Source organism: Streptomyces sp. NPDC037301 (genome assembly GCF_055602785.1).
The window spans coordinates 67,806-90,701 of sequence record NZ_JBVJWD010000021.1 but is presented as its reverse complement, the minus strand read 5'-3'; the positions used below and the strand labels follow the sequence as shown (position 1 = coordinate 90,701).

At 70.9% G+C, this 22,896-nt stretch carries 17 protein-coding genes; 12 read left to right on the top strand and 5 right to left on the bottom strand.

Going from position 1 to position 22,896, the window contains the following annotated elements; translation table 11 throughout:
* Positions 1-97 precede the first annotated feature (97 nt).
* Together ACZ7IB_RS29180 and ACZ7IB_RS29175 are read left to right on the top strand one after the other, a co-directional pair.
* Positions 98-2,728 (top strand): SdrD B-like domain-containing protein, encoded by a 2,631-nt coding sequence (locus tag ACZ7IB_RS29180; RefSeq protein WP_470916773.1) that lies wholly within the window; start codon positions 98-100, stop codon positions 2,726-2,728.
* Positions 2,729-2,845: 117 nt separating this feature from the next.
* On the top strand, positions 2,846-3,685 hold the full coding sequence (locus ACZ7IB_RS29175) for a hypothetical protein (protein ID WP_470916772.1): 840 nt from the start codon (positions 2,846-2,848) through the stop codon (positions 3,683-3,685).
* Positions 3,686-3,793: 108 nt separating this feature from the next.
* Here ACZ7IB_RS29175 and ACZ7IB_RS29170 read toward each other — a convergent pair whose 3' ends face one another.
* The gene (locus ACZ7IB_RS29170; protein WP_470916771.1) at positions 3,794-5,134 is read right to left on the bottom strand and encodes a right-handed parallel beta-helix repeat-containing protein; all 1,341 of its coding nucleotides are present in this window, start codon (positions 5,132-5,134) and stop codon (positions 3,794-3,796) included.
* A gap of 57 nt (positions 5,135-5,191) precedes the next feature.
* Between ACZ7IB_RS29170 and ACZ7IB_RS29165 the strand changes: the two genes are divergently transcribed.
* The 5 genes from ACZ7IB_RS29165 (at position 5,192) to ACZ7IB_RS29145 (ending at position 10,659) form a co-directional block, all read left to right on the top strand.
* Entirely contained in the window at positions 5,192-6,403 is a 1,212-nt protein-coding gene (locus tag ACZ7IB_RS29165; RefSeq protein WP_470916770.1) for a Dyp-type peroxidase, read from the top strand.
* Between the two features lie 662 nt (positions 6,404-7,065).
* Positions 7,066-7,572 carry a SigE family RNA polymerase sigma factor gene (locus tag ACZ7IB_RS29160; protein WP_470916769.1) on the top strand — a complete coding sequence of 169 codons (507 nt, stop codon included), beginning with the start codon at positions 7,066-7,068 and terminating at the stop codon, positions 7,570-7,572.
* Between the two features lie 11 nt (positions 7,573-7,583).
* Positions 7,584-8,090, top strand: a complete 507-nt coding sequence (locus ACZ7IB_RS29155) for a hypothetical protein (protein ID WP_470916768.1) — start codon at positions 7,584-7,586, stop codon at positions 8,088-8,090.
* Between the two features lie 68 nt (positions 8,091-8,158).
* Positions 8,159-9,382: a bifunctional glycosyltransferase family 2/GtrA family protein gene (locus ACZ7IB_RS29150; RefSeq protein WP_470916767.1), complete on the top strand. Its 1,224-nt coding sequence runs from the start codon at positions 8,159-8,161 to the stop codon at positions 9,380-9,382.
* Positions 9,379-10,659 carry a glycosyltransferase family 39 protein gene (locus ACZ7IB_RS29145; protein WP_470916766.1) on the top strand — a complete coding sequence of 427 codons (1,281 nt, stop codon included), beginning with the start codon at positions 9,379-9,381 and terminating at the stop codon, positions 10,657-10,659. The genes ACZ7IB_RS29150 and ACZ7IB_RS29145 overlap by 4 nt, the downstream gene beginning before the upstream one ends.
* A gap of 361 nt (positions 10,660-11,020) precedes the next feature.
* Here ACZ7IB_RS29145 and ACZ7IB_RS29140 read toward each other — a convergent pair whose 3' ends face one another.
* Both ACZ7IB_RS29140 and ACZ7IB_RS29135 read right to left on the bottom strand, forming a co-directional pair.
* Positions 11,021-12,031, bottom strand: coding sequence for a TauD/TfdA family dioxygenase (locus ACZ7IB_RS29140; RefSeq protein ID WP_470916765.1), 1,011 nt, complete (start codon positions 12,029-12,031; stop codon positions 11,021-11,023).
* A 40-nt stretch (positions 12,032-12,071) separates the two neighbouring features.
* A complete protein-coding gene (locus tag ACZ7IB_RS29135) occupies positions 12,072-13,190 on the bottom strand; it encodes a hypothetical protein (RefSeq protein WP_470916764.1) in 1,119 nt (372 codons plus the stop codon).
* Positions 13,191-13,435: 245 nt separating this feature from the next.
* Here ACZ7IB_RS29135 and ACZ7IB_RS29130 point away from each other — a divergent pair, with 245 nt between their 5' ends.
* Genes ACZ7IB_RS29130 through ACZ7IB_RS29110 form a run of 5 tightly spaced genes read left to right on the top strand, consistent with a single transcriptional unit; the run spans position 13,436 to position 20,658 of the window.
* The gene (locus ACZ7IB_RS29130) at positions 13,436-14,230 is read left to right on the top strand and encodes a TIGR03084 family metal-binding protein (protein WP_470916763.1); all 795 of its coding nucleotides are present in this window, start codon (positions 13,436-13,438) and stop codon (positions 14,228-14,230) included.
* Positions 14,227-15,942, top strand: a complete 1,716-nt coding sequence (locus ACZ7IB_RS29125; RefSeq protein ID WP_470916762.1) for an acyclic terpene utilization AtuA family protein — start codon at positions 14,227-14,229, stop codon at positions 15,940-15,942. The genes ACZ7IB_RS29130 and ACZ7IB_RS29125 overlap by 4 nt, the downstream gene beginning before the upstream one ends.
* Positions 15,939-17,546 carry an acyl-CoA carboxylase subunit beta gene (locus ACZ7IB_RS29120; RefSeq protein WP_470916761.1) on the top strand — a complete coding sequence of 536 codons (1,608 nt, stop codon included), beginning with the start codon at positions 15,939-15,941 and terminating at the stop codon, positions 17,544-17,546. Before ACZ7IB_RS29125 ends, ACZ7IB_RS29120 begins: the two co-directional genes overlap by 4 nt.
* A gap of 8 nt (positions 17,547-17,554) precedes the next feature.
* The gene (locus ACZ7IB_RS29115; RefSeq protein ID WP_470916760.1) at positions 17,555-19,501 is read left to right on the top strand and encodes an acetyl/propionyl/methylcrotonyl-CoA carboxylase subunit alpha; all 1,947 of its coding nucleotides are present in this window, start codon (positions 17,555-17,557) and stop codon (positions 19,499-19,501) included.
* Positions 19,498-20,658 (top strand): acyl-CoA dehydrogenase family protein, encoded by a 1,161-nt coding sequence (locus tag ACZ7IB_RS29110; protein ID WP_470916759.1) that lies wholly within the window; start codon positions 19,498-19,500, stop codon positions 20,656-20,658. The genes ACZ7IB_RS29115 and ACZ7IB_RS29110 overlap by 4 nt, the downstream gene beginning before the upstream one ends.
* 254 nt (positions 20,659-20,912) lie before the next feature.
* Here ACZ7IB_RS29110 and ACZ7IB_RS29105 read toward each other — a convergent pair whose 3' ends face one another.
* Both ACZ7IB_RS29105 and ACZ7IB_RS29100 read right to left on the bottom strand, forming a co-directional pair.
* Positions 20,913-21,146, bottom strand: coding sequence for a DUF7848 domain-containing protein (locus ACZ7IB_RS29105; protein ID WP_470916758.1), 234 nt, complete (start codon positions 21,144-21,146; stop codon positions 20,913-20,915).
* A gap of 431 nt (positions 21,147-21,577) precedes the next feature.
* Positions 21,578-22,789 (bottom strand): helix-turn-helix domain-containing protein, encoded by a 1,212-nt coding sequence (locus ACZ7IB_RS29100; protein ID WP_266359004.1) that lies wholly within the window; start codon positions 22,787-22,789, stop codon positions 21,578-21,580.
* Positions 22,790-22,896 lie beyond the last annotated feature (107 nt).

Sequence of the window (22,896 nt, the reverse complement as noted above, 5' to 3'; positions counted from 1 at the left end):
GCCCGAGCCGCGTCGGCGGCGGCCGGGCGTGCTCGGTCGCCGCACCGTTGGCTGCGTGGTCGCGCTCGCCTTGGGAATCGGTAGTGGCTCGTTAGCCATGGCGCCTGCGGCGTACTCGCAGGCGGACGACGGATCGGTGACGGTCCGGGTGATCCGGGCCGTGGACAACAGCGGCGTGTGGACGCCCGCGCTGGAACCGGGCATCGCGGGCGTCAAGGTGACCCTCGCCGACGACGCCGGGGCCGGCGTCGAGGGGGTTACGGCGGCCGACGGCACCGTGACACTGACGCCGGCGGCGGGCAAGGTCACCAGCGGCAAGTACCGGGTGCAGGTGGTGAATCCGAAACCGGGTGTGCTGTTCCCCGCCTTCGCCTCGCGCCGGGGGCTGGACGGTGCGCCCAACCAGTTGAGCAGCAATGAGGAGTTCGTCGACCTCTCCGGCGGGAAGAGCGTGGCGTACACCACCGGGCTGTGGAGTCCGGGTGACTACTGCCAGAAGAACGCACCGCTGATGACGACCTGTCAGCCAACCACGCGCGAGGGCGGTGCCCAGCGCACGCTGGTCTCCTTCCCGTACGACGCACGCGGCCAGGACGGCGTCGACGTCAACGTCACGGACATCGCCACCAACGCCGAGACCGGCACACTGTTCGGCATCGCGTGGAACAAGGCCGACAAGCGGGTGTTCTCCTCGGCGGTGGCCAAGCGCACCACGGACTACGGTCCGGGTGGCGCCGGGGGGATCTACGTGACCGACCGCGCGCAGAAGAAGACCACCCTGTTCACCGTCGTCCCGGACGCGGGGACCACGGCGCACGGGTCGGGTACCGATGACGCCTTCCTTGCCGTACCGGGCAAGGAGAGTCTGGGCGGCATCAAGATCACCGATGACGGCAAGGACCTGTTCGTCGTCAACCTCAACAACCGCAAGCTCTACCGCTACGACGCCACCGTGCCGACCGCCGCGGCGCCGAAGGCCGTCTACGCGATCCCGGACCCGGGCTGCCCGGCGGCCGGGGACTGGCGCCCCTTCGGCCTGGGGACGCAGGACGGCACCGGCTACCTCGGCGGGGTCTGCTCGGGCGAGTCCACCGGGAAGGTCTCGGACCTGCGCGCGGTGGTTCTGCCCTTCGACCTGGGCACCGGCGCCTTCCAGAAGGCCGTGCTGAACCAGCCGCTGGACTACCCGCGCGGCTCGACGGTCGGCGCCGGCCCGTGCGACGGCGCGGGCTGGTTCCCGTGGACGAGCACCTACCCGGACTCGCAGAACGGCCGGCCGTGTGGCAACTCCACCATCGCCAAACCCGAACCGGAGTTGGGCGAGATCGCCTTCGAGACAGACGGCTCGATGCTGCTGGCCTTCCGCGACCGCTTCGGCGACCGCGCGCCGGCCGGTCCCGCGCCGAACTCCGCCGCCATCGTCATGTCGGGCGGTGACCTGAACAAGGCCTGTCCGGCGGACGGCATGTATGTGATGGACACCAACAACGGCTGCGGGCTGTCCTCTCGGGGTACCCGGTTCTTCGACACCAGCTGGGGTGGTCACCGCAACACGGCGTTCGCCGGCATGACGCTCTCCAAGACCGAGAACACCATCGCGACCTCCGCTTTCGACCCCAACCACACCGCCCTCGGGTACGGCACGTCGTTCCTCCAGCGCGATGGCACGCAGGACCCGGAGTTCGGCCTGCGCCTCAACCCGCCGGGCACCGTAGCCCCGTTCGGCAAGGGCGCCTCGATGGGCGACCTGGAGGTGCTCTGCGACCAGGCCCCGCTCCAGATCGGCAACCGGGTCTGGTACGACCCCGAGCGCAAGGGCATCCAGAACCCGGGCCAGCGGCCGGTCGTGGGCGCGACCGTCAACCTGTACGACGAGTCGGGCAAGCTCGTGGGCACGACCGAGACGACGGCGCGTGGCGAGTACTACTTCGACGACTCCAATGTCACCGGCGGCCTGAAGCCGAGGACCAAGTACACCATCCGCCTCGACAAACCGGCCGACTACGCCAAGGGCGGCCCGCTCCACCAGTGGGTGCCCACAGAGGCGGATGTCGGCGACAACCACTTCATCGACTCCAAGGGAATCGTCCCGCGCGACGCGAAGTTCCCGGAGCGGGCGCTGACCACCGGCGGGCCCGGGGAGAACGACCACACCTACGACTTCGGCTTCCGGCAACAGGAAGGCGCGCTGCGCCTGGTCAAGCACGACCAGGACGGCAAGCCGCTGGCGAAGGCGAAGTTCCAGCTGTGGAAGGAGACGAATGGTTCCGACGGCTTGCAGGCCACCGGGACGGAGCCGGACACGCCGGCCGACAAGCCCTGCCTGACCGGGACCGACGGCATCTGCCAGGGCGCCGGCGCGCCGGGGACGTACTACTGGCAGGAGGTCAGCCCGCCCGAAGGGTACGCCGTACCCGACGTGGCGGTGTTCGGGCCGCTGGTGCTGACCTCCGACAACCTCGACGAGGGGGTCTCGGTGACCGCGGTCAACCAGCGGCTGCCCGGCCCCACTCCGACACCGACACCGACCACGCCGGCACCGGATACACCGGGCAAACCGGGTTCACCGGGGGCACCAGGTGCACCGGGCCATGCACCCAACTCGGGCCTGGCGTCCACCGGCATGAGCCAGGCGGTTTTGCTGGCCCTGGCCGGCTGCGCCGTGCTTACCGCCCTCGGCGGGGCTCTGGTCGCACTGATGCGCAGGCGAAGGGCACAGCACCGCTAGCCCCGAAGCGGGGCGACCGGCACCGGTGACCCTCCGGGCCGGACTGGGCGGGTTCGCGGACCAGCGGTTCGCGAACCCGCCCTCCTGTGTGACCGACCGACGAGAGAAGGCGACCGCATGGCTCGGAAGAGAAAGACCGACGGCCGTACGCCGCGTCGGGCCCTCTGGTTGAGAACACTGATCGCGATCACGGCGTGCGGTGTCGTAGTGGGCGGCCTGGCCGCCTACCGGACCTTCTCCGACGACACCGCCACCGAGCGGCCGGTGACGACGGAGGAGGCGTCCAGGCTGGCGCTGTCGCGGCTGAATCTGTACCAGGCCAGTCCCGTGGCGGTGACCCTCACCGCCACCGAGGGCGGCGGAGTGGTGGTGCGGGTCAAGGGGGTCGTGGACTACCGGACCCACCGGGCCGTGGGGAGCTACCAGGTCACCGGGGCCGCCGGATCCTCCGGGACCTCTGGAACGTCCGGGCCCGCCACCGGGCAGCTCGACCGCGGCCTGATCGTCTGGGACACCGGCGGCCTCGGCCTGGCCCCCGCGCCGGAGGGCGACAACAGCCCGCCCTGGCAGCAGGCCGAGCGCATCCCGCGCTCGGGCTGGTCCCCGCGCTCCTACACGACCGATCCCCTGGACGCCGGGCTCCAGTTGCTGATCGGGCTTGGCGCGGACCGCCCCGACAACCCGCTGCTGCTCGCACAGTCCGGAGCTCGCTGGCTGGAGCGTGAGCGCATCGACGGCCGCAGCTACGACCGGTTCGCCGGGCCGCGCGCACAGGGTGCCACGCCCAGTGCGGGGCCCGACGGCGGACGGTCGCCGCTGACGTACTGGGTCGACGGTGACGGCGGCCTGCGGCGGGTGACGATGCGGATGCCGGGCCTGGGGACCCCGACCACCGTGGAGTTCTCCGGGCGCGACGGCCGCGCGAAGCTCCCCGAGGCGCCGTGGGCCACCGGCTGACGTCTCCGTGCCGATGTGCCCCGGCTTCCGTGGGTGCCGACGACCCTCCTTGGCCCACCCTTCGGGGCGGCACGGTGAACGGGGGCCGAGTCCGCCGCAGCACCGTGCTCAGCGTGAGTGCGGCATGGCGTCCGCGTCCTTCGGGAGCGGGTACGCGGCCGTGTCGACGGCCCCCGGCAGGCCGGTCGCCGGGCTGCCCGGGGCCGTCGGGTCCGGCATGGACGGTTGGGCGGGTGGGGCCGGTACCTGGCTGAACGGGACGCCGGGCGGCGCCTGCACCGGCGCGGTCCGGCCGGTGGGCAGCGCGCCCCGGCCGCGGGTGCCGCAGCCCGCGCGGCCCTCCAGGCCGTCCGGGCTCTGGGTGGCGGGCCGGTTGCCGGCGAAACAGTTGCCGGGGTCGGCCGAGGCCAGCACGAGGTCGATGCCGTTGCCGGTGGCGCGGTTGCCTTCGACGCGATTGCCGCTCGCCGGATGCCCCGGCGGGTCGGTGACGACCACTCCGGCCGCCCGGTTGCCCCGGACCAGGTTGCGCTGGATGCGGTTCCCGGTGCCGCCGCCGATGCCGATGCCGATGCCGAAGCCCCCGTCCGCCTGCTCGGGCGTGTCGGCGGCGTTGTTGTCGGCGACCACGTTGCCCGCGATCACCGCGCCGTGCTGCGGGGCGAGGGCCTCCAGGTCATTGGAGTTGACTGTGACGCCGACCCGGTTGAGGACGACGCGATTGCCCAGCACCGACAGGCCGTCCGAGGCATTGGTCAGTTCGATGCCGACCGCGTTGCGCTCCACGGTGTTGCCACGGACGACGGTGCCGCAGGGCTTGCACTGGCCGACATAGATGCCGGAGTCGGCGTGCCCCGAGGCGTAGGAGTCCTCGATCACCCCGTCACGCGCGTCAAAGGCGTAGATGCCGTACAGGCCGTTGTTGTATGCCGTGACCCGGGTCGCGCGGAAGCCCCGGACGGCAGGGAAGCGGGCGGTGTCCAGCGGGTCGTAGGCGGAGCCGCCGGCGCCGCGCTGCTGCAACCGCTCGTCGGTGACGCCGGTGAACAGCACACCGTTGGCGAGGTAGCCGTGCACGGTGAGGTTCTCGACCACCGAGCCGGCGCCGGTCACGGTGATGCCGTTGGCCAGCCGCACACCGCCGTCGAAGACCACCTTGTTACGGTCCGTTCCGCGCAGCACCACGCGGGGCCTGGTGACGCGCACGCTCTCCCGGTACACGCCCGGGCCGATCAGCACCGTCTCGCCCTCACGAGCGGCGTCCACCGCCTCCTGCACCGAGGGGAAATCCTGCGGAACGCGCAGCACGCTCCCGGCCGGATGCCGCGCGTCGGCGGACGTCGACCCCGTTGCGGAGCACCCGGTGGCCGCCATCGCGACCGAGACGACCAGCACCGACAGACGCAGCGCCGCCCTGAACACCGCCGCCGGGACTGCCGAACGCGTCAACAGGCCTTCTCCAGACAGGATTTGCATGGCAGTTGTTTTATCGTCTCCAATAGGCGTATGCCCACCGAACAGGGAAATGCGCAGGATTCATCCCGACCCGCGGCAACCGGTTTCGGGCGGCGCCGGGCATTGCTCGCCGCTGGAGGGGTGCTCGCCGCCGGGATCGGCGCGGCGGCCGACGAACTGGTGAGGGACGACCGGACAGCCGGCCGTGCCACCACCGGCGCCCCGTCGGCCGAGGCCGCGATCCTCTTCCACGGCGCCCGGCAGGCGGGCGTCACGGCGCCCCAGCAACCGGCGACGCACCTGCTCTCCTTCGACCTCCCGAAGGCCTCCGCCGCCACCGACAGGAAGACCCTGCGCGGCGTCCTCGGCGCGCTGACCCGCACGCTCGCCGCCGCGGCCTCCGCCGCCCCGCCGGATCCGCGACTCCAGAGCGGCGGCGTGTCCCGGCTCACCTCCCTGGTCGGCATCGGCCCCGCCCTCGCCGCCCGGCTCGGCCTCAACGTCCCCGCTTCCTTCGGTGAGTTGCCGTCCTTCCCCGGCGACCGCCTCGACCCGCACCGCAGCAACGGCGATCTTCTGGTCCAACTGTGCGCAGCCGACCGCTGGACCCTCACCATCGTCGCCGAACTCGCCGGCACGGCCGCACACGCCGCCGGCGCCGTACCGCGCTGGACCCAGTCCGGCTTCCTGCCCCACACGCCTCCGGGCGCCACCCCTCGCAACCTGTTCGGCTCCAAGGACGGCATCGCCAACCCCGATCACGCGGCGGCCGAGCAGTGGGTCTGGGGCCCGACGGGAGCTCACCGGAACGGCACCGTCCTGGTCTACCGCAGGATCCGCATGGACGTCACCGGCTTCGCCGCCCTCCCCGAGGGCGAGCACGACCGGGTGATAGGCCGCCGCGCCCGCGACGGCGTCCCCCTCAGCGGCACCGCCGAGCATGACGAGCCGGACATCTACGCCAAGAACCCCGACGGCTCCTACGTCATCCCCGCCACCGCCCACGTGCGCCTCGCCAGCCCCCGCTTCGACGGCGGCGCCCGTATGCTCCGCCGCAGCTACAGCTACGACGACGGCCCGACCGACCGCGGCCTGCTCTTCTGCGCCTTCATGCGCGACCCCGCCCAGTTCACCCGCGTCCAGAACCGCCTGGCCGCCCGCGACGCCCTCACCCCCTTCCTCCAGCACCGGGCCTCGGCCATGGCCTACGTCCTGCCCGGCACCGCACCCGCCGGGACTCTCGGCGAACAGCTCTGGACATGAAGTCCGCCTCGCTCCCTCCTCCCCACCGAAGCGCGCGCATCCCTGGCTGGTCGCCTCGCAGCAGTGCGGCAGCTTCGTCGGCCGGGATGCCGCGGAGGAACGGCAGGATGCGGGAGAGTCCGTGAAGCGTGTCCACGCCTGCCGCCGCGACGATCGCAGTGACCGGGACTCGGGATTCGGAGAGATCGACCAGCCGGGTGGAGCGCAGGCGCCCCATGGCCGGGCGGGGAACGTCATCGCTGGGCTCGGTCCGGCTCAGGAAGTCGGTCACTGTGTTCGTTCCGCGGCTGTGGCAGTTCGGGCGGAACACGTAGCTCGCATTGCCTGGGGTCTCGAGCCGCTCGGCGGCTGCTGCCAACACCGCTTCGTGGACGACCGGGCCGTCCTCCCACCTGGAGGTACGGAAATCCCCTGCGGCCGAAGGGGTTGGCACCATTGGTCTTCGACGGCGGTGCCCTTCCCGTCGGGCGGGTGGCCGTCGGGCGGGGCCGTCGAACCGCGTCCTCGTCGTCGGCATCGCTGACGGGACGGGACGAAGGAGCGTCTCGCGCTTGTCGTCGACATGCCCTGTGACCCAGATCACGGGCCGCGGGTGCATCGTGGGCCGCATGCCAGTGCCTTCTACAGGGTGTAGGCGACCGGCGAGAACAGGGACAGTGTGGATGGAGCAGAGTCGAGCCCGTGCGTTCGACGAGTTCGTGGCTGCCCGCTGGTCGGCGCTGGTCCACCTGGCCCGTCTGCTCGTCGGAGGCGATCGGCATCGGGCCGAGGACTTGTTGCAGGAGTCCTTGGTCAAGCTCTGGTTCGTCTGGCCCAGGGTCGCGGATGACGCACCGGAGCCGTACGTCCGCAAGGTGATGATGCGTGCGGCGGCACGCTCGGGACAGCGGCGTTGGTGGGGTGAACGCCCCGTCGAACAGCTGCCCGAGGCGGCGGTGGCCGGCGATGTGTCCGCCGACGTGGTGGAGCGTTCTCGGCTGGAGGCCGCACTGGCCCAGTTGTCGCCGAAGCAGAGGGTGGCGGTGGTGCTGCGCTACTACCAGGACCTGCCCGAGGGGCAGGTGGCGGAAGCGCTCGGGTGCCCGGTGGGCACGGCGCGGTCCCATGCCGCACGCGGAGTGGCGCGGCTGAGGCAGCTCCTGGGCAATGTGAACGAGCCGGTGCGGTGAAGGAGAACCCCATGGATCACTTCGAGCGGCAGCTGGCGCAGATGATGCGCGACACCGAGGCGCCCGCACCGTTCGAGCCGAAGCACCGGGAACGTCTCTGGGCGGGGGTGCGTGTCCGTTCTCGGAGACGGGCCGCGCAGAGGGCGGTCGGCTCCGTCCTGGCCGTCGTCGGCCTCAGTGTCGGGCTGTTCCTGCTGCCCGGCCATGCGACCCGGGTCGAGCCCAGCCACCCCGGCCCACGGCCCGCGACGAGCCCGTCGCCCTCCGCCTCACCCGCGACACCCGACGCGTCCCCGAGCGAGCCCGGCTCCTCGGGCACCTCCACTGCCCCCGCGTCCCCGGACGGGACCGCCGCAACCACGCCGCCGGCCACGACCGGGAGTACGGCCACGGCCACCGAGACCCTGCCGGGGAGCGCGGAGGGCGCGTCGCCGCCCTCGACCTCGGCCCCGCCTTCGGGTACGGCGACCGCGCGGAACCAGCCGTCGACTGCCTCGTTCTCGCTCGTCACCCCGTAACGCCGTAGCGCACCGTCGCCCCGAGTGTCTTCGGCCTGCCCCGTACCAGGTCACAAAAAGGACAAAACATGAGACATCAAGGGCCACTTGCCCTGAAGGACCTGAGCCCACTGCCGCACCGCGCACCGGTGGCGACGCACCACCCGGAGCCCGTCCTGGACGTGGTCGTCCCCGTGTTCAATGAGGAGAGAGATTTGGAGCCGAGCGTGCGGCGGCTCCACGCACACCTGCGCGAGACCTTCCCCTATCCGTTCCGTATCACCATCGCCGACAACGCCAGCACGGACAGCACCCCGCGGATCGCCGCTCGGCTGGCAGACGAACTGCCCGAAGCACAGTGGATTCGGCTGGCCGAGAAGGGGCGCGGCCGGGCGCTGCGCACCGCCTGGTCGCTCTCGTCGGCCCCCGTACTCGCGTACATGGACGTGGACCTGTCCACGGAACTGACGGCGTTGCTGCCGCTCGTGGCCCCGCTGCTCTCCGGCCACTCCGATATCGCCATCGGCACCCGCCTGGCCCCCGGTTCCCGGGTGGTGCGCGGCCCCAAGCGAGAGATCACCTCTCGTTGCTACAACGCCCTCCTGCGCTCCGTCCTCGCCGTGGGCTTCTCCGACGCGCAGTGCGGATTCAAGGCGGTGCGGCGTGATGTGGCCGAGCGACTGCTGCCCCTCATACAGGACTCGGAGTGGTTCTTCGACACCGAACTGCTGGTGATCGCCGAGCGTGCCGGGCTGCGCATCCATGAGGTGCCGGTCGACTGGGTGGACGATCCCGACACCAGGGTCGACATCCTCGCCACGGCACTGGCCGACCTGCGCGGCATCGCCAGGATCGGCGGGGCACTGGCGCGGGGCACGCTGCCGCCGGGCGGGTCGCTCCGCGACGGTGGCGCCGACGCACCGGGCAGGCTCGCCACCCAACTCGTGTGCTTCGCCGCCGTAGGAGCCGTCAGCACCCTCGCATACCTGCTCCTCTACGCGGCGCTGCGCCCGGTGGCCGGATCCCAGGCCGCCAACGCACTCGCGCTGCTGGTCTGCGCCGTCGCCAACACGGCCGTGAACAGGCGGCTCACCTTCGGCCTCCGTGGCCGCGGCGGTGTGCTGCGCCACCAGAGCAGGGGCCTGGTCGTCCTCCTGATCGGCCTGGCGCTCACCGGCGGATCGCTCGCCGCCCTGCACCACGCGGTGCCCTCGGCCGGGCAGACCATCGAACTCGCCGTACTCGTCGCCGCCAACCTGGCCGCGACGCTGCTGCGGTTCCTGTTCTTCCGAGTGTGGGTGTTCCGCGCATGATCAGGACCACCACCCGTACGACCGCGACCGGTACCCTGAGCTGGAACGCGAGGCTGTCGCAGCAGCCCGCCACCACGGGCCCCGACCGCCGGCGCCGGCTGCGCCGCACAGCCGAGCACTACGGCCCCGTACTGGCCGTCTACGGCACGCTCAAGTTCATCGGCTTCGCCGCCTTCATGTGGCTGCTGCACTCCGCCGGGGACTACCGCACGAAGCACCCGCGCTTCGGCGGCGGCGCCCACCCGTGGGACGTCCTGGCCAGCTGGGACGGCTGGTGGTACCAGCAGATCGCCGAGCACGGGTACGACCCTCAGCTGGTCCCGATCCCCGGCGCCACCGGCCCGATCACCCTCGAAGGGAACTCGGCGGCGTTCTTCCCGCTCTACCCGGCGCTGATGCGGCTGGTCTCCGAGCTCACCGGCCTCGGCTCGTACGGCGCCGGCATGCTGGTCTCCGTCGTCGCCTCCTTGGCCGCCGCCCTGGGCATCTACGCCGTCACCGAACGCCTCGGCGGCAGAAGGGCCGGGCTGGCCGCGGCCGGACTCTGGGCCGTCTGGCCCGGTTCCGGCGCGGAGTGGGCCGTCTACTCCGACTCCCTCTACGTGGCCCTGGCCGTCTGGGCCTGCCATGCCGTCCTGAGCCGCCGCTGGCTCACCGCCGGTCTCCTCACCTGCGTGGCAGGGCTCAACCGGCCCACCGCCGGGGCGCTGATCGCCGCCGTCGCCGTCGCGGCCCTGCTCGAGCTCTGGCGTCACCGGGACGGCATCCTGCGTCCGGTGGCCGCGATGGCCGTCGCCCCGCTCGGCCTCCTCGCCTATATCGGCTGGGTGGGTCACCAAATGGGCGACTACGGCGGCTACTTCAAGCTTCAGTCCGATGCCTGGGCCCACGAATGGGACTACGGCCGGCACACCCTCGACGTCCTCACATCCGTCCCGGTGGGCCACTCCGACTATCTCTCCGCCTGGCCTTTCGCGGACCTGATCGGCGTCGGGGTCGTCCTGCTCGCGCTCGCACTGCTCACGCTGCTGATCCGGCTGCGTCCCCCGGCCGTCCTGATGGTCTACACCGTCCTCACCCTCGTCCTCATCCTGGGCAGCCAGCAGATATTCGCCAACGTCTCCCGCTATCTGCTCCCCCTCTTCCCGCTCTTCCTCCCGCTCGCCCTCGCCCTGCGCCGCCTCAGCCTGCCCCTCCAGCTCATGCTCCTCGGCATCGCGGCCCTGGCTTCCGGCTCGTACGCGGGCTACGGCCTTTTCGAACTCGGCGTCCCGTAACCGACGGACCCAGGAACGGATGCCCGATGACCACGACCCTGCCCACCGCTCACCCAAGGGGCTGACCTGCGGGTTCTCTGGAAGCTCGCGGAGGATGCGGTTTTCTCGCATCTGATGCGAGTAACAGAGAGTGGTCGATCATTGGGGTTCAACGGTTCGATACCAGGGGCGGCGAGACTGCTTCTGGTGGATGGGGTCACTTTGCTGCGGCCGGAGGAACAGGTCTTCACAGCGATGCTGACCGGGTTCGCCAATCAGCAGCCGGCGCGGGAACCCGGCCGCACGACCGTGGAAGGCCGGGAGAACGCGGTGAAGAAATTCACCGCGCTCGTGAACACCTACCCGTGGAACTGGACGCTGGTCAGCGGGCGAGTATGTGGCCGTCGTGGGGGCGGTGGTCGCGGGAGCGGCGTAGATCGGTGGTGACGTAGGTGCGTTGCAGCCACCGGTCTGCTCCGTCGTAACGGGGGTGGAAGGCGGTGCGGCCGTGGACGGTGACGCGGTTGTCGATGATGACCAGGTCGCCGGGTGTCAGGCGCAGGGTGCGGGCGGTCGCCTCACAGGCGCGGCCGAATTCGGTCAGCGCCGCGGTGGCCCGAGGGGTGAGCGGGGTGGTGACGAGTTGGGCCATGCGTATGTCGGGATCCTCGGCCGCTCCCGACAGCACCGGTCGGGGCTTGGCATCGGGCTCGCTCGCGGCAGTGGCGGGGCCGAAGGAGGGGGGTGGTGTGGTGATGAACTCCGGTGCGAACAGGGCCTGGCGGCTGGCTGGGGTGAGAAGCGGCAGTGCTTGGCGGATGCCGGCGACGCGCATACCGGCGATCTGGTCGTGGTCGGCGCGCAGGCACAGGAAGATCACATAGTCGGGTGGGTGGGGGTGGAAGCCGTTCTCGGTGTGGAAGGACAGCGGCACCGATCCGGCGTTGCCGTGGAAGGTCTCCTGCCCGGGCACGGGCACGACGTCCTGCACGAGGGCACCGGATTTCTCAGCCCGGTAGGCGAGAGGCTCGCCGAGCCCGCAGGCCACCATGGTGAGCACCGCGGCTGAGACGCTGGCCTGGCGCTGGACCGAGCCGGGTACGGTCGGTGTCGCGGGCAGGGCCGCCTGGCCGACGGGCAGGCCGCCGATCACCGATGTGCCGTGCGGGCCGGAGTGCCTTCGAAACCGGCGCACCTCACGGCGCAGCGGGAACGGAAGGTCCTCCCAGGCGTCCCGGGCCCCTGCCACCCACTCGGGGCTGTCGACCTGGTCGTGACCGCCGGTGCACAGGGTGCGGGCCAGCCGCTCGCACGCGCCGGCATCGGCCGGGTCGAGTGCCCAGTCGGCGGCGACGGCAGGGCTTTGGGTGGTGCCGGGCGTCGTCTCGGGCATCAGGGTCTCCTGCCGGGGGGTGGGCGGCGGACGCACGGACTCACGAGTGGCGCAGGCCGGCCACGGCGTCGGCGATGTAGTGGTCCCCGAACCGGATCAGGGAGGCGTACTGGGCCGCGCGGCGATGGCGCATGAGCCGTAGTTCGGCGACGGCGTTGTCGGGGCCTTCAGATTTCTGGGCGATGGAACGACGCAGATGCACCATCGAGTACGCCAGGGTGACGTGCCGTTCACCGTCCACGATGTCGGCTTCCAGGAGAGCGGCCCGTGCCTCGGCCAGCTCCGGGGCGCGGGCCGCCAGGTGCTCGTAGGAGTCGGGAAGCACCGACAGCAGGTCCTTCATCGCCGCCCGGAACAGCTTGTAGCCGCGATGCTGGCGCCCGCTCAACGGGACGTCCACCGACGGAGGCGCCATGGTGTGGCGTATCGCCGCCATGTAGTAATCGGCCGGGACCGTACTGGCGTGGGTCATGGCCGCCGGGAAGCCCCGCACCAACACCGTCGCATCTGCCAGCCGCAGCAGCGCGGCATCGACGTCGCCGTGCCGCAGATGGCGGGTGGCGTCGGCCACGGCGACCGCGGCGCAGACGTTGAACAGGACATGGACCTGGTGCCCGATGAGCCACCGAGCACTCCACACACTCTCCAACGACGCCCCCGCAGCAGGCTCGGGGACGGCCAACGGCGAGGCGGAGTCAGGTGCGGCGCCCGGCGCCGCGCCGGTGAGGTCGAGCACAGACTGCCGCATCCCGGCCACCTCCAGCGCCAGGTCGGAACCCGACAGCGGAGCCTCACACAGATCTTCCAGACCGCGGTGGACGACCAGGACACCGTGCAGGGCGGCCTGCTGATCCGACAGCTCCACCTCACGGACCCGGAAGAAGGACTGGCTGATCGACTTGGCCGGAAGTCCCTCACCGGCCACGGCCGGAGCCAGAGCCGACAGCGCGGCCACCAACTCACCGGCAGCCGAAGCGGCCTGCCGCAGCGCGACGGTCCGCTCGACAGGCCTGGCGTGGGTCGCCAGCCCGGCCAGCACGCGCGCGGTGCGCTTCGCCTCGGCATCGACCCGCGGGCCCAGCACCGGGACGGGCTGCCCGCCTCGGGGCTCACGGAAGACAGCGACAGCAGGATGGCCGGCAACCGGCGATAAGCCCATGGTTGAAGTACTTCGCCAAGAACACTCCACACGAAACCTGATCTGCAAGACCATTCCTGTGCGGTGCGCCGGAGTTGGCCGGAGAGGTCCGCGGCGGCGGGCCCGGCGTGCCCTGCGGACTCCGGTCCGAGCTCACCGCTACCGGGGCCGGTGGCGGGGCAGAAAATAATGCAAGCATGCTTGCTTGTTTATGGGTCCGCTGCCATGCTCCTGGGCACACCGCCTTGCCCCGAGGGGAGCGCACCGTGCCCGATGTCGCAGCCGTGATCGACGACATGCGCGATGAGAGCCAGGAACTCGACGGACTCGTACGGGGGTTGAGCGCCGGGCAATGGGCCGCTCCGACCCCCGCGCCCGGCTGGAGCATCGCGCACCAGATCGCCCATCTCACCTGGACCGACGAGGTCGCGCTGCTCGCCGCCACCGATGCCGATGCCTTCGCCGCGGAGGTGGCCGAGGCCATGGAGGCGCCCGAATCCTTTGTCGACCGGGGCGCGGAGGAGCTGGCCCTGCTCGCCCCGGACGCGCTGCTCGCGCGGTGGCGGGACGGTCGGGGGCGGCTCGAAGCGGCGCTGCGGGACGCACCCGCCGGAACCCGTATTCCCTGGTACGGGCCGCCGATGAGCGTCGCTTCCATGGCGACCGCCCGGATCATGGAGACCTGGGCGCACGGCCAGGACATCGCCGACGCCCTCGGCGTCACCAGAGCCCCCACCACCCGGCTGCGGCACGTCGCCCGGATCGGGGTGCGGGCCAGGGACTACGCCTACCTGGTGCGGGGCATCAAGGCGCCCGAGGAGGAGTTCCGGGTCGAACTCCTGGCCCCGGACGGAGAGCTGATCGCCTTCGGGGTCGAGGGCTCACCCCAGCGCGTCACGGGGCCGCTGCTCGACTTCTGCCTCCTCGTCACCCAGCGCGCCCACCGCGACGACCTCGCCGTCCGGGCCGTCGGGCCCGACGCCGACCAGTGGCTCGGCATCGCCCAGGCGTTCGCCGGGCCCGCCGGACCCGGCCGCGCACCCCGGGGAGGCGGCAAGTGACCGGACCGCTGCGGATCGGCAACGCCTCCGGGTTCTACGGCGACCGCTTCGACGCCGTACGCGAGATGCTCACCGGCGGCCCCCTCGACGTCCTCACCGGGGACTACCTCGCCGAGCTGACCATGCTCATCCTCGGCCGGAGTCGGCTCAAGGACCCCACGCACGGATACGCCACCACCTTCCTGCGCCAGCTCGAAGAGGGCCTCGGGCTCGCCCATGAGCGCGGGGTGAAGATCGTCACCAATGCAGGAGGGCTCAATCCGGCCGGACTGGCCGATGCCGTAAGGGAGTTGGCGCAGAAGGTGGGGGTGCCCGTACGGGTCGCCCATGTGGAGGGCGACAGCCTCCCCGTACCCGAGGGTTTCCTCACCGCCAACGCCTACCTCGGCGGCGCGGGGATCGCCGCCTGCCTTACCGCGGGCGCCGATGTCGTCGTCACCGGACGGGTCACCGACGCCGCCCTCGTCACCGGGCCCGCCGCCGCCCACTTCGGCTGGGGACCCGACGACCACGACGCCCTCGCCGGGGCCGTCGTCACCGGACACGTACTGGAGTGCGGAACCCAGGCCACCGGGGGGAATTACTCGTTCTTCCGGGGCCATGACCTGCGCCGGCCCGGCTTCCCCGTCGCCGAGATCCATGCCGACGGGTCGTCCGTCATCACCAAGCACGACGGCACGGGCGGCGTCGTCGACATCGGCACCGTCACCGCCCAGTTGCTGTACGAGACCGGCGGGGCCCGGTACGCCGGACCGGATGTCACCGCCAGACTCGACACCGTACGGCTGGCCCAGGAAGGCCCCGACCGGGTACGGATCTCCGGCGTGCGCGGCGAGGCCCCGCCGCCCACACTCAAAGTCGGACTCAACCGGCTCGGCGGCTGGCGCAACGAAGTCGTCTTCGTGCTCACCGGGCTCGACATCGAGGCCAAGGCGCAGCTCGTCAAGGACCAGTTCGCACAGGCGCTCGACCGGTCCCGTACCCGCCCCGCAGAGGTTCGTTGGGAGTTGGCCCGGACCGACCGGGCCGACGCCGACACCGAGGAGAGGGCCTGCGCCCTGCTCCGGCTCGTCGTCCGCGACCAGGACCCGGAGGCCGTCGGACGTGCGGTCTCCGGCGCGGCGATCGAGCTCGCCCTCGGCAGCTATCCGGGCTTCCATGTCACCACCCCGCCCGGAAAGGGCGCACCGTACGGGGTGTTCGAGGCAAAGTACGTACCGGCCGGCGAGGTCCCGCACGTCGCCGTCCTGCCGGACGGGCGGCGGGAGAGCCAGGAACATCCCACACGAACGCAGCCCCTCCGGGAAGCCGGGGAGCCGCCGCTGCCCGAGCCCCTGCCGTCCTCCGGACCCACCCGGACCGCCCCGCTCGGCCGGGTAGCGGGCGCCCGCAGCGGTGACAAGGGCGGGGACGCCAACGTGGGGGTGTGGGCCGTCGGCGACGACGCCTGGCGGTGGCTGGCGCATGAGCTGACCGTCGAACGGTTCCGGGAACTGCTTCCGGAGACCGCCGGCCTCGCCGTCGTACGCCATGTCCTGCCGAACCTGCGCGCCCTGAACTTCGTCGTGCACGGGCTGCTCGGTGAGGGCGTCGCCGCCCAGCACCGGTTCGATCCCCAGGCCAAGGCAGTAGGGGAGTGGCTGCGCTCCCGGCACCTCCCCATTCCCGTATCGCTGCTGGACGCCGCCCACGCACCGGAGGTGAACGCATGACCGTCCTGCCCACCGGGCTCGACACCGCGAGCCCCGAATACGCCGCGAACCGTGCGGCCATGCTCGCGAAACTCGACGAGTTGGCCGGCGAGCACACCAAGGCGCAGGCGGGCGGCGGTGAGAAGTACATCGAGCGGCACCGCTCGCGCGGCAAGCTCCTGGCCCGGGAGCGGATCGAGCTGCTGATCGACGAGGACACCCCGTTCCTGGAGCTGTCACCGCTCGCCGCCTGGGGGAGCGAGGCCCCCGAGTACACAGTCGGCGCCTCGCTCGTCACCGGGATCGGGGTGGTGTCGGGCGTGGAGTGCCTGATCACCGCCAACGACCCGACCGTACGCGGCGGCGCCTCCAACCCCTGGACCCTGAAGAAGGCCCTGCGGGCGAACGAGATCGCCTTCGCCAACCGGCTGCCCTGCATCAGCCTCGTCGAGTCCGGGGGCGCCGATCTCCCGTCGCAGAAGGAGATCTTCATCCCGGGCGGGGCGCTGTTCCGCGACATCACCCGGCTGTCGGCGGCCGGCATCCCGACCGTGGCCGTCGTCTTCGGGAACTCGACCGCCGGTGGGGCGTACGTCCCCGGCATGTCCGACCACACCGTCATGATCAAGGAACGGTCCAAGGTGTTCCTCGGCGGACCGCCCCTGGTGAAGATGGCGACCGGCGAGGAGAGCGACGACGAATCGCTCGGCGGCGCCGAAATGCACGCCCGCACCTCCGGGCTCGCCGACCACTTCGCCGTCGACGAGCAGGACGCGCTGCGCCAGGCCCGCCGGATCGTCGCCCGCCTCAACTGGCGCAAGGCACACACAGATCCGGGACCGGCCGAACCGCCGAAGTACGACGAGGACGAGCTGATCGGCATCGTGCCCGGCGATCTGAAAGTGCCCTTCGACCCGCGCGAGGTCATCGCCCGGCTCGTCGACGGCTCCGACTTCGACGCGTTCAAGCCGCTCTACGGGACCAGCCTGGTGACCGGGTGGGCGAGTCTGCACGGCTATCCCGTCGGCATCGTCGCCAACGCGCAAGGGGTGCTGTTCAGCGAGGAGTCGCAGAAGGCCGCCCAGTTCATCCAGCTGGCCAACCAGCGCGACATCCCACTGCTCTTCCTGCACAACACCACCGGCTACATGGTCGGCAAGGAGTACGAGCAGGGCGGCATCATCAAACACGGCGCGATGATGATCAACGCGGTGTCGAACTCCAAGGTCCCGCATCTGTCCGTGCTGATGGGCGCCTCGTACGGGGCCGGGCACTACGGCATGTGCGGACGGGCGTACGACCCGCGCTTCCTCTTCGCCTGGCCCAGCAGCAAGTCCGCCGTCATGGGGCCGCAGCAGCTCGCCGGGGTGCTGTCCATCGTCGCCCGCGCCTCCGCTGCCGCCAAGGGACGGCCGTATGACGACGAGGCCGACGCCGGGCTGCGCGCCATGGTCGAGCAGCAGATCGAGTCCGAGTCGCTGCCGATGTTCCTGTCCGGGCGGCTGTACGACGACGGGGTCATCGACCCGCGCGACACCAGGACCGTCCTCGGGATGTGCCTGTCCGCGATCCACACCGCCCCGGTCGAAGGCGCCCGCGGCGGCTTCGGAATCTTCCGGATGTGAGGCCACAGATGATCTCCACACTGCTCGTTGCCAACCGGGGCGAGATCGCCTGCCGGATCTTCCGCACGTGCCGTGCGCTGGGCATCGCCACCGTCGCCGTGTACTCCGACGCGGACGCCGACGCACCTCACGTACGGGAGGCGGACACCGCCGTACGGCTGCCGGGCGCCGCCCCGTCCGACACCTATCTGCGCGGCGATCTCGTCGTACGCGCCGCGCTCGCGGCGGGCGCCGACGCCGTCCACCCCGGGTACGGCTTCCTCTCCGAGAACGCCGGATTCGCCGGGGCCGTGCAGGACGCCGGTCTCGTCTGGGTGGGGCCGCCGGTCAAGGCCATCGAGCTGATGGCGTCCAAGACCCGCGCCAAGGAACTGATGGCCGCCGCCGGGGTGCCACTGCTCGCGCCCGTCGACACGGAGAAGGTCACCGCCGACGACCTTCCGCTGCTGCTGAAGGCGGCGGCGGGCGGCGGCGGACGCGGCATGCGGATCGTACGCGAACTGACCGATCTGCCGGGCGAGTTGATGGCCGCCTCCGCCGAGGCCGCTGCCGCCTTCGGGGACGGCGAGGTCTTCGCGGAGCCGTACGTGGAGCGCGGCCGGCACGTCGAGGTCCAGGTCCTGGCCGACGAGCACGGCGGGGTCTGGGTGCTCGGCACCCGGGACTGCTCGCTCCAGCGACGCCACCAGAAGGTCGTCGAGGAGGCCCCCGCACCCGGTCTCGACGACGCGCTGCGGACCCGGCTGCACGATGCCGCCGTGGCCGCCGCCCGCGCCGTCGGCTACCGGGGCGCGGGCACCGTCGAGTTCCTCCTCACGGCCGACGGACGGCCGTACTTCCTGGAGATGAACACCCGCCTCCAGGTCGAACACCCTGTCACCGAAGCCGTCTTCGGGCTCGACCTCGTCGCCCTGCAACTGCGCATCGCGGAAGGCGAACCGCTGCCCGCCACCGCACCCCCCGAACCACAGGGGCACGCCGTCGAGGCCCGCCTCTACGCCGAGGACCCCGCCCGCGACTGGCAGCCGCAGACCGGAGCACTGCACACACTGGAAGTGCCGGACGAACCCGGACTGCGCCTGGACACCGGATACACCGGCGGCGACACCATCGGCGTGCACTACGACCCGATGCTCGCCAAGGTCATCGCCCACGCCCCCACCCGGGGCGAAGCCGTACGTCTCCTCGCCCGCGCCCTGGAACGCGCCCGTATCCACGGCCCGGTCACCAACCGCGACCTGCTCGTACGGTCGCTGCGCCACCCCGACTTCCGCGCCGGCCGCCTCGACACCGGCTTCTACGACCGCCACCTGGACGCCCTCACCCCCGCCCCGGACGAAGCGGACCACCGCACCGCCGCCCTGGCCGCCGCCCTCGCCGACGCCGCCACCCGGCACCACGGCCCCGGCCCCGCCCGCTTCGGCGCCTGGCGCAACATCTCCTCGCAACCCCAGGTAAAGCGCTACCGCGCCGAACCCGACGGCACCGAACACCAGGCCGCCTACCGCACCACACGCACCGGCCCCGTCCCCGAAACCGGAGAACGGGTCATCGCCGCCCGCCCCGACCACGTCACCCTCGAAGCCGGCTCCGTCACCCGCCACTTCGCCATCACCGTCCACCAGGACAAGGTGTACGTGGACACCACCACCGGCTCGTACACCTTCACCGCCCTGCCCCGCTTCACCGACCCCACCGACCGGACCGCACCCGGCTCCCTGCTCGCCCCCATGCCCGGCACCGTCGTCCGCATCGCGGACGGGCTCGGGGCCGGGGCGACGGTCGAAGCCGGGCAGCCGCTGATCTGGCTGGAGGCGATGAAGATGGAGCACCGCATCCTCGCCCCCGCCTCCGGCACCCTCACCGCACTGCACGCCGCCCCCGGCCTCCAGGTGGAGGTCGGCGCCCTGCTCGCCGTCGTCACCGAACCCGCAGACCCTGAGGAGAACGAATGAGCACCGTCCTCGAAACCGAAGAGCACCAGGCCCTGCGCGCAGCCGTCGCCGCCCTCGGAAAGCGCTACGGGCGGGACTACATGACCTCCGTCGTACGCGACGGAGCCCACCCGCGCGAACTGTGGACCGAAGCCGCCAAACTCGGCTACCTCGGCGTGAACCTCCCCGAGGAGTACGGCGGCGGAGGCAGCGGAATGGCCGAACTCTCCATAGTCCTGGAGGAGTTGGGCGCGGCCGGCAGTCCGCTGCTCATGATGGTCGTCTCCCCGGCCATCTGCGGCACCGTCATCGCCCGCTTCGGCACCGAAACCCAGAAGCGGCAGTGGCTCCCCGGCCTTGCCGACGGCAGCCTCACCATGGCCTTCGGCATCACCGAACCCGACGCGGGCTCCAACTCCCACCGCATCACCACCACCGCCCGCAAGGACGGCGAGGACTGGCTGCTCACCGGACGCAAGGTCTTCGTCTCCGGCGTCGACATCGCCGACGCCACCCTCATCGTCGGCCGCACCGAGGACGCCAGGTCCGGCAGGCTCAAGCCCTGCCTCTTCATCGTCCCGCGCGACGCACCCGGCTTCCGGCGCTCGCAGATCGACATGGAACTCCAGGCCCCGGAGAAGCAGTTCGAGCTGGTCCTCGACGACGTACGGCTGCCCGCCGACGCCCTTGTCGGCGATGAGGACGCCGGACTGCTCCAGCTCTTCGCCGGGCTCAACCCCGAACGCATCATGACCGCGGCATTCGGCATCGGCATGGGCCGTTACGCAATCGCCCGCGCCGTCGAGTACGCGAAGACCCGCCAGGTGTGGAAAGAACCCATCGGCTCCCACCAGGCCATCGCCCACCCCCTCGCCCAGGCCCACATCGAACTGGAACTGGCCCGGCTGATGATGCAGAAGGCCGCCCGGCTGTACGACGACGGCGACGACATCGGTGCCGGCGAGGCCGCCAACATGGCGAAATACGCGGCCGGCGAAGCCTGCGTCAAAGCCGTCGACCAGGCCGTGCACACCCTCGGCGGCAACGGCCTCACCCGCGAGTACGGCCTCGCATCCCTGATCACGGCGTCCCGCGTCGCCCGGATCGCACCCGTCAGCCGGGAAATGATCCTGAACTACGTGTCCCACCAGTCCCTGGGCCTCCCCAGGTCGTACTGACGCAGGACATTCTGTCTCTCCACGCGGTCGCTCTGATCGACGACACGGACGACGGCTCCGTCCTCACCTATCGGCAACTCGACGAATACCAGCGTGAGGGGGCGAGTTACTGACCCGCTCAGGTGTATGGAAGTTCCCAGCGAGCCACCTGAGCGGGGCTTTGAGTTACGGGGCGTGAATGTAGCCGCCAACCAACAACGCGACCGTCACCACCCAGGCATTGAACCCAGCAGGGGTCACCGCCGTACGCGCGCTCACTCGGCACCGAGCCGACGCACAACCGCCACGTCCGACCATTCCCTGGCGAACAAGACGTGATCGCCGTTCCGGCCCGTGTGTGTCATGCACGCCTGATTGGCCGCGTCGATGTCGGCCGTCTCCGCCAGCGTCCAGCCGCATCCGGGTTTCAAACAGCCGGCGGACATCGTCACTTCGCTCCGTGGTGCCGTCGCGATCTTGTGCATGACGTACTTCAACACTGATCTCATCGCTCCCCCGGCGGCTTCCTGTGCGGGTGTCGCCGCAGCTCGACGTTACAGTCCGTCACCTTCGACATGTCCCGCACCTGCCGCGCCGCCGCCCGCTGACGATCCAGCGCACCGCAGACATCACAACCCTTGACCGGTGAGGGCTCATCGGGTGTCATCGGGCCGAGCACGGCACCCCCAAGGCCTTCCGATCCGTGCCTGCGGTACACCGGTCACACTCGCAGGCCGGGTACGCGGAGGTCTGGGGTGGGTTCTTGAGCGGGGTGACTTCAGCTTTCGGCCGGACGACACGCGTCCGGCCCTGCCGGTCGACCTCGTACACCTTGAGCGTCATGGACATTCGGCCCATCCCTCTTGTCCGCCGTGGGAGGGTCCAGCCTTTCGCCGGCACGGCGGCGGCTCCAGGGATGCCACGTCCTAGTTTCGCGACGTTAGCCAGCGATACCGAGGAAGTCAGCGATCTTTCGAAGGCCCGCCGGAGGGCGAGGGAGCGCCAGGAGGTCTTGCACGATGGCGACGGCGAGCGTGTGGTGCCGCATCCACGTCGGAGCGACACGACGCAGGCTCTCCAGCGCCTTCAAGGCACCTTCGGTATTCCCGGTGTCCGTGTGGGCCCGTGCGACGTCCAGTAGCAGCCATGTGCGCCACGACGGCGGGGTGTCCGTCGACAGCCGCATTCCCTTGGCGAGGGCCAATGCCTCTTCCGGACGCCCGTACTGAACTGCGAGTCGGACACGCTCAATACGGACTGACGACCGGCTGAAGACCGATACCAAGCGGCTGTCCTCCGGGGATGGAAGCTTGATGAGACGACCCGCAGCCGCTTCGGACACCCGCATCATTTCGTCGGCCCGGTCGTAGTCTCCGCTCCGCGCGTAGCTCGTCGCGGCCGACATCAGAAGCCCACCCCAGACGCGTACGCCCGATGCGTTGGTGGCGTGTTCCCGCTCCACACCGTCGGCTGCGTGGATTGCGAGATGGGTAGCGTCATCGAGCCGATTCTGACGCTGGTACGCCCATGCGACGGAGTTCGAGACCATAGGGGCCAGCAGGGGATCCGATGAGGCGCCCGCAGCTGCTATTGCGCGTTCCAGGCTGGAAAGAGCCAGATCCGTCTTCCCTAGCCGGATGGCCAGGTGGCCGCCAAGTTGCAGTGCTTTGCCGAGTGCCGCTTGCCCGGCTGCTCGCTCGTCGGCCGTCCCCACAGACGAGACAAGCCGAGCATCCGCGATGATCCCAGGGAGTAGATCCATCAGCCGTCCGAACTCGGCGCCGTGGTAAAGCGTCCATGCGTCTGCGATCTCCGCGCGGACCGCCGAGAGAGACAGCGACGCCGCGTCGGTCGGCTCCGTTGGCGGAGCGAACAGCGGAGGCATGATCGCCCGTCGTACGGCGACGAGTTGTGGTGGATCGGTCTCCCCCGTCGATGGCACCCCCGGAGGATCACCGAGGAGGGACGTGAGCTCTACCCCGAGCCCCTTCGAGAGCGCATGAAGGGTGGGCAGCCGAGCGGAGTGTTTACGTTTCTGCTCAAGGTGCCGCACGACATCAGCCGACACTCCCGCCCGCCCGGCAAGAGCTTCTTGTGTCAGGCCGGACAGTCGCCGGAGGCGGCGCAGCGTATCGCCAAGGTGCTCACTCACGTCGCCGACGGTACGCCGTCGGAGTCCGCGTGTCCGTAGCTATCGCGTCGAGTGCCGGTCCAGAAATGACTAACAGATCGTTTCAGAATCAGCCTCTGGCCCGTGTG

Coding starts and splice junctions, on each gene's coding strand:
- ACZ7IB_RS29180 (WP_470916773.1), top strand. CDS start 98: ATGGCGCCTGCGGCGTACTCGCAGGCGGACGACGGATCGGTGACGGTC.
- ACZ7IB_RS29175 (WP_470916772.1), top strand. CDS start 2,846: ATGGCTCGGAAGAGAAAGACCGACGGCCGTACGCCGCGTCGGGCCCTC.
- ACZ7IB_RS29165 (WP_470916770.1), top strand. CDS start 5,192: ATGCCCACCGAACAGGGAAATGCGCAGGATTCATCCCGACCCGCGGCA.
- ACZ7IB_RS29160 (WP_470916769.1), top strand. CDS start 7,066: ATGGAGCAGAGTCGAGCCCGTGCGTTCGACGAGTTCGTGGCTGCCCGC.
- ACZ7IB_RS29155 (WP_470916768.1), top strand. CDS start 7,584: ATGGATCACTTCGAGCGGCAGCTGGCGCAGATGATGCGCGACACCGAG.
- ACZ7IB_RS29150 (WP_470916767.1), top strand. CDS start 8,159: ATGAGACATCAAGGGCCACTTGCCCTGAAGGACCTGAGCCCACTGCCG.
- ACZ7IB_RS29145 (WP_470916766.1), top strand. CDS start 9,379: ATGATCAGGACCACCACCCGTACGACCGCGACCGGTACCCTGAGCTGG.
- ACZ7IB_RS29140 (WP_470916765.1), bottom strand. CDS start 12,031: ATGCCCGAGACGACGCCCGGCACCACCCAAAGCCCTGCCGTCGCCGCC.
- ACZ7IB_RS29135 (WP_470916764.1), bottom strand. CDS start 13,190: ATGGGCTTATCGCCGGTTGCCGGCCATCCTGCTGTCGCTGTCTTCCGT.
- ACZ7IB_RS29120 (WP_470916761.1), top strand. CDS start 15,939: ATGACCGTCCTGCCCACCGGGCTCGACACCGCGAGCCCCGAATACGCC.
- ACZ7IB_RS29115 (WP_470916760.1), top strand. CDS start 17,555: ATGATCTCCACACTGCTCGTTGCCAACCGGGGCGAGATCGCCTGCCGG.
- ACZ7IB_RS29110 (WP_470916759.1), top strand. CDS start 19,498: ATGAGCACCGTCCTCGAAACCGAAGAGCACCAGGCCCTGCGCGCAGCC.
- ACZ7IB_RS29105 (WP_470916758.1), bottom strand. CDS start 21,146: ATGAGATCAGTGTTGAAGTACGTCATGCACAAGATCGCGACGGCACCA.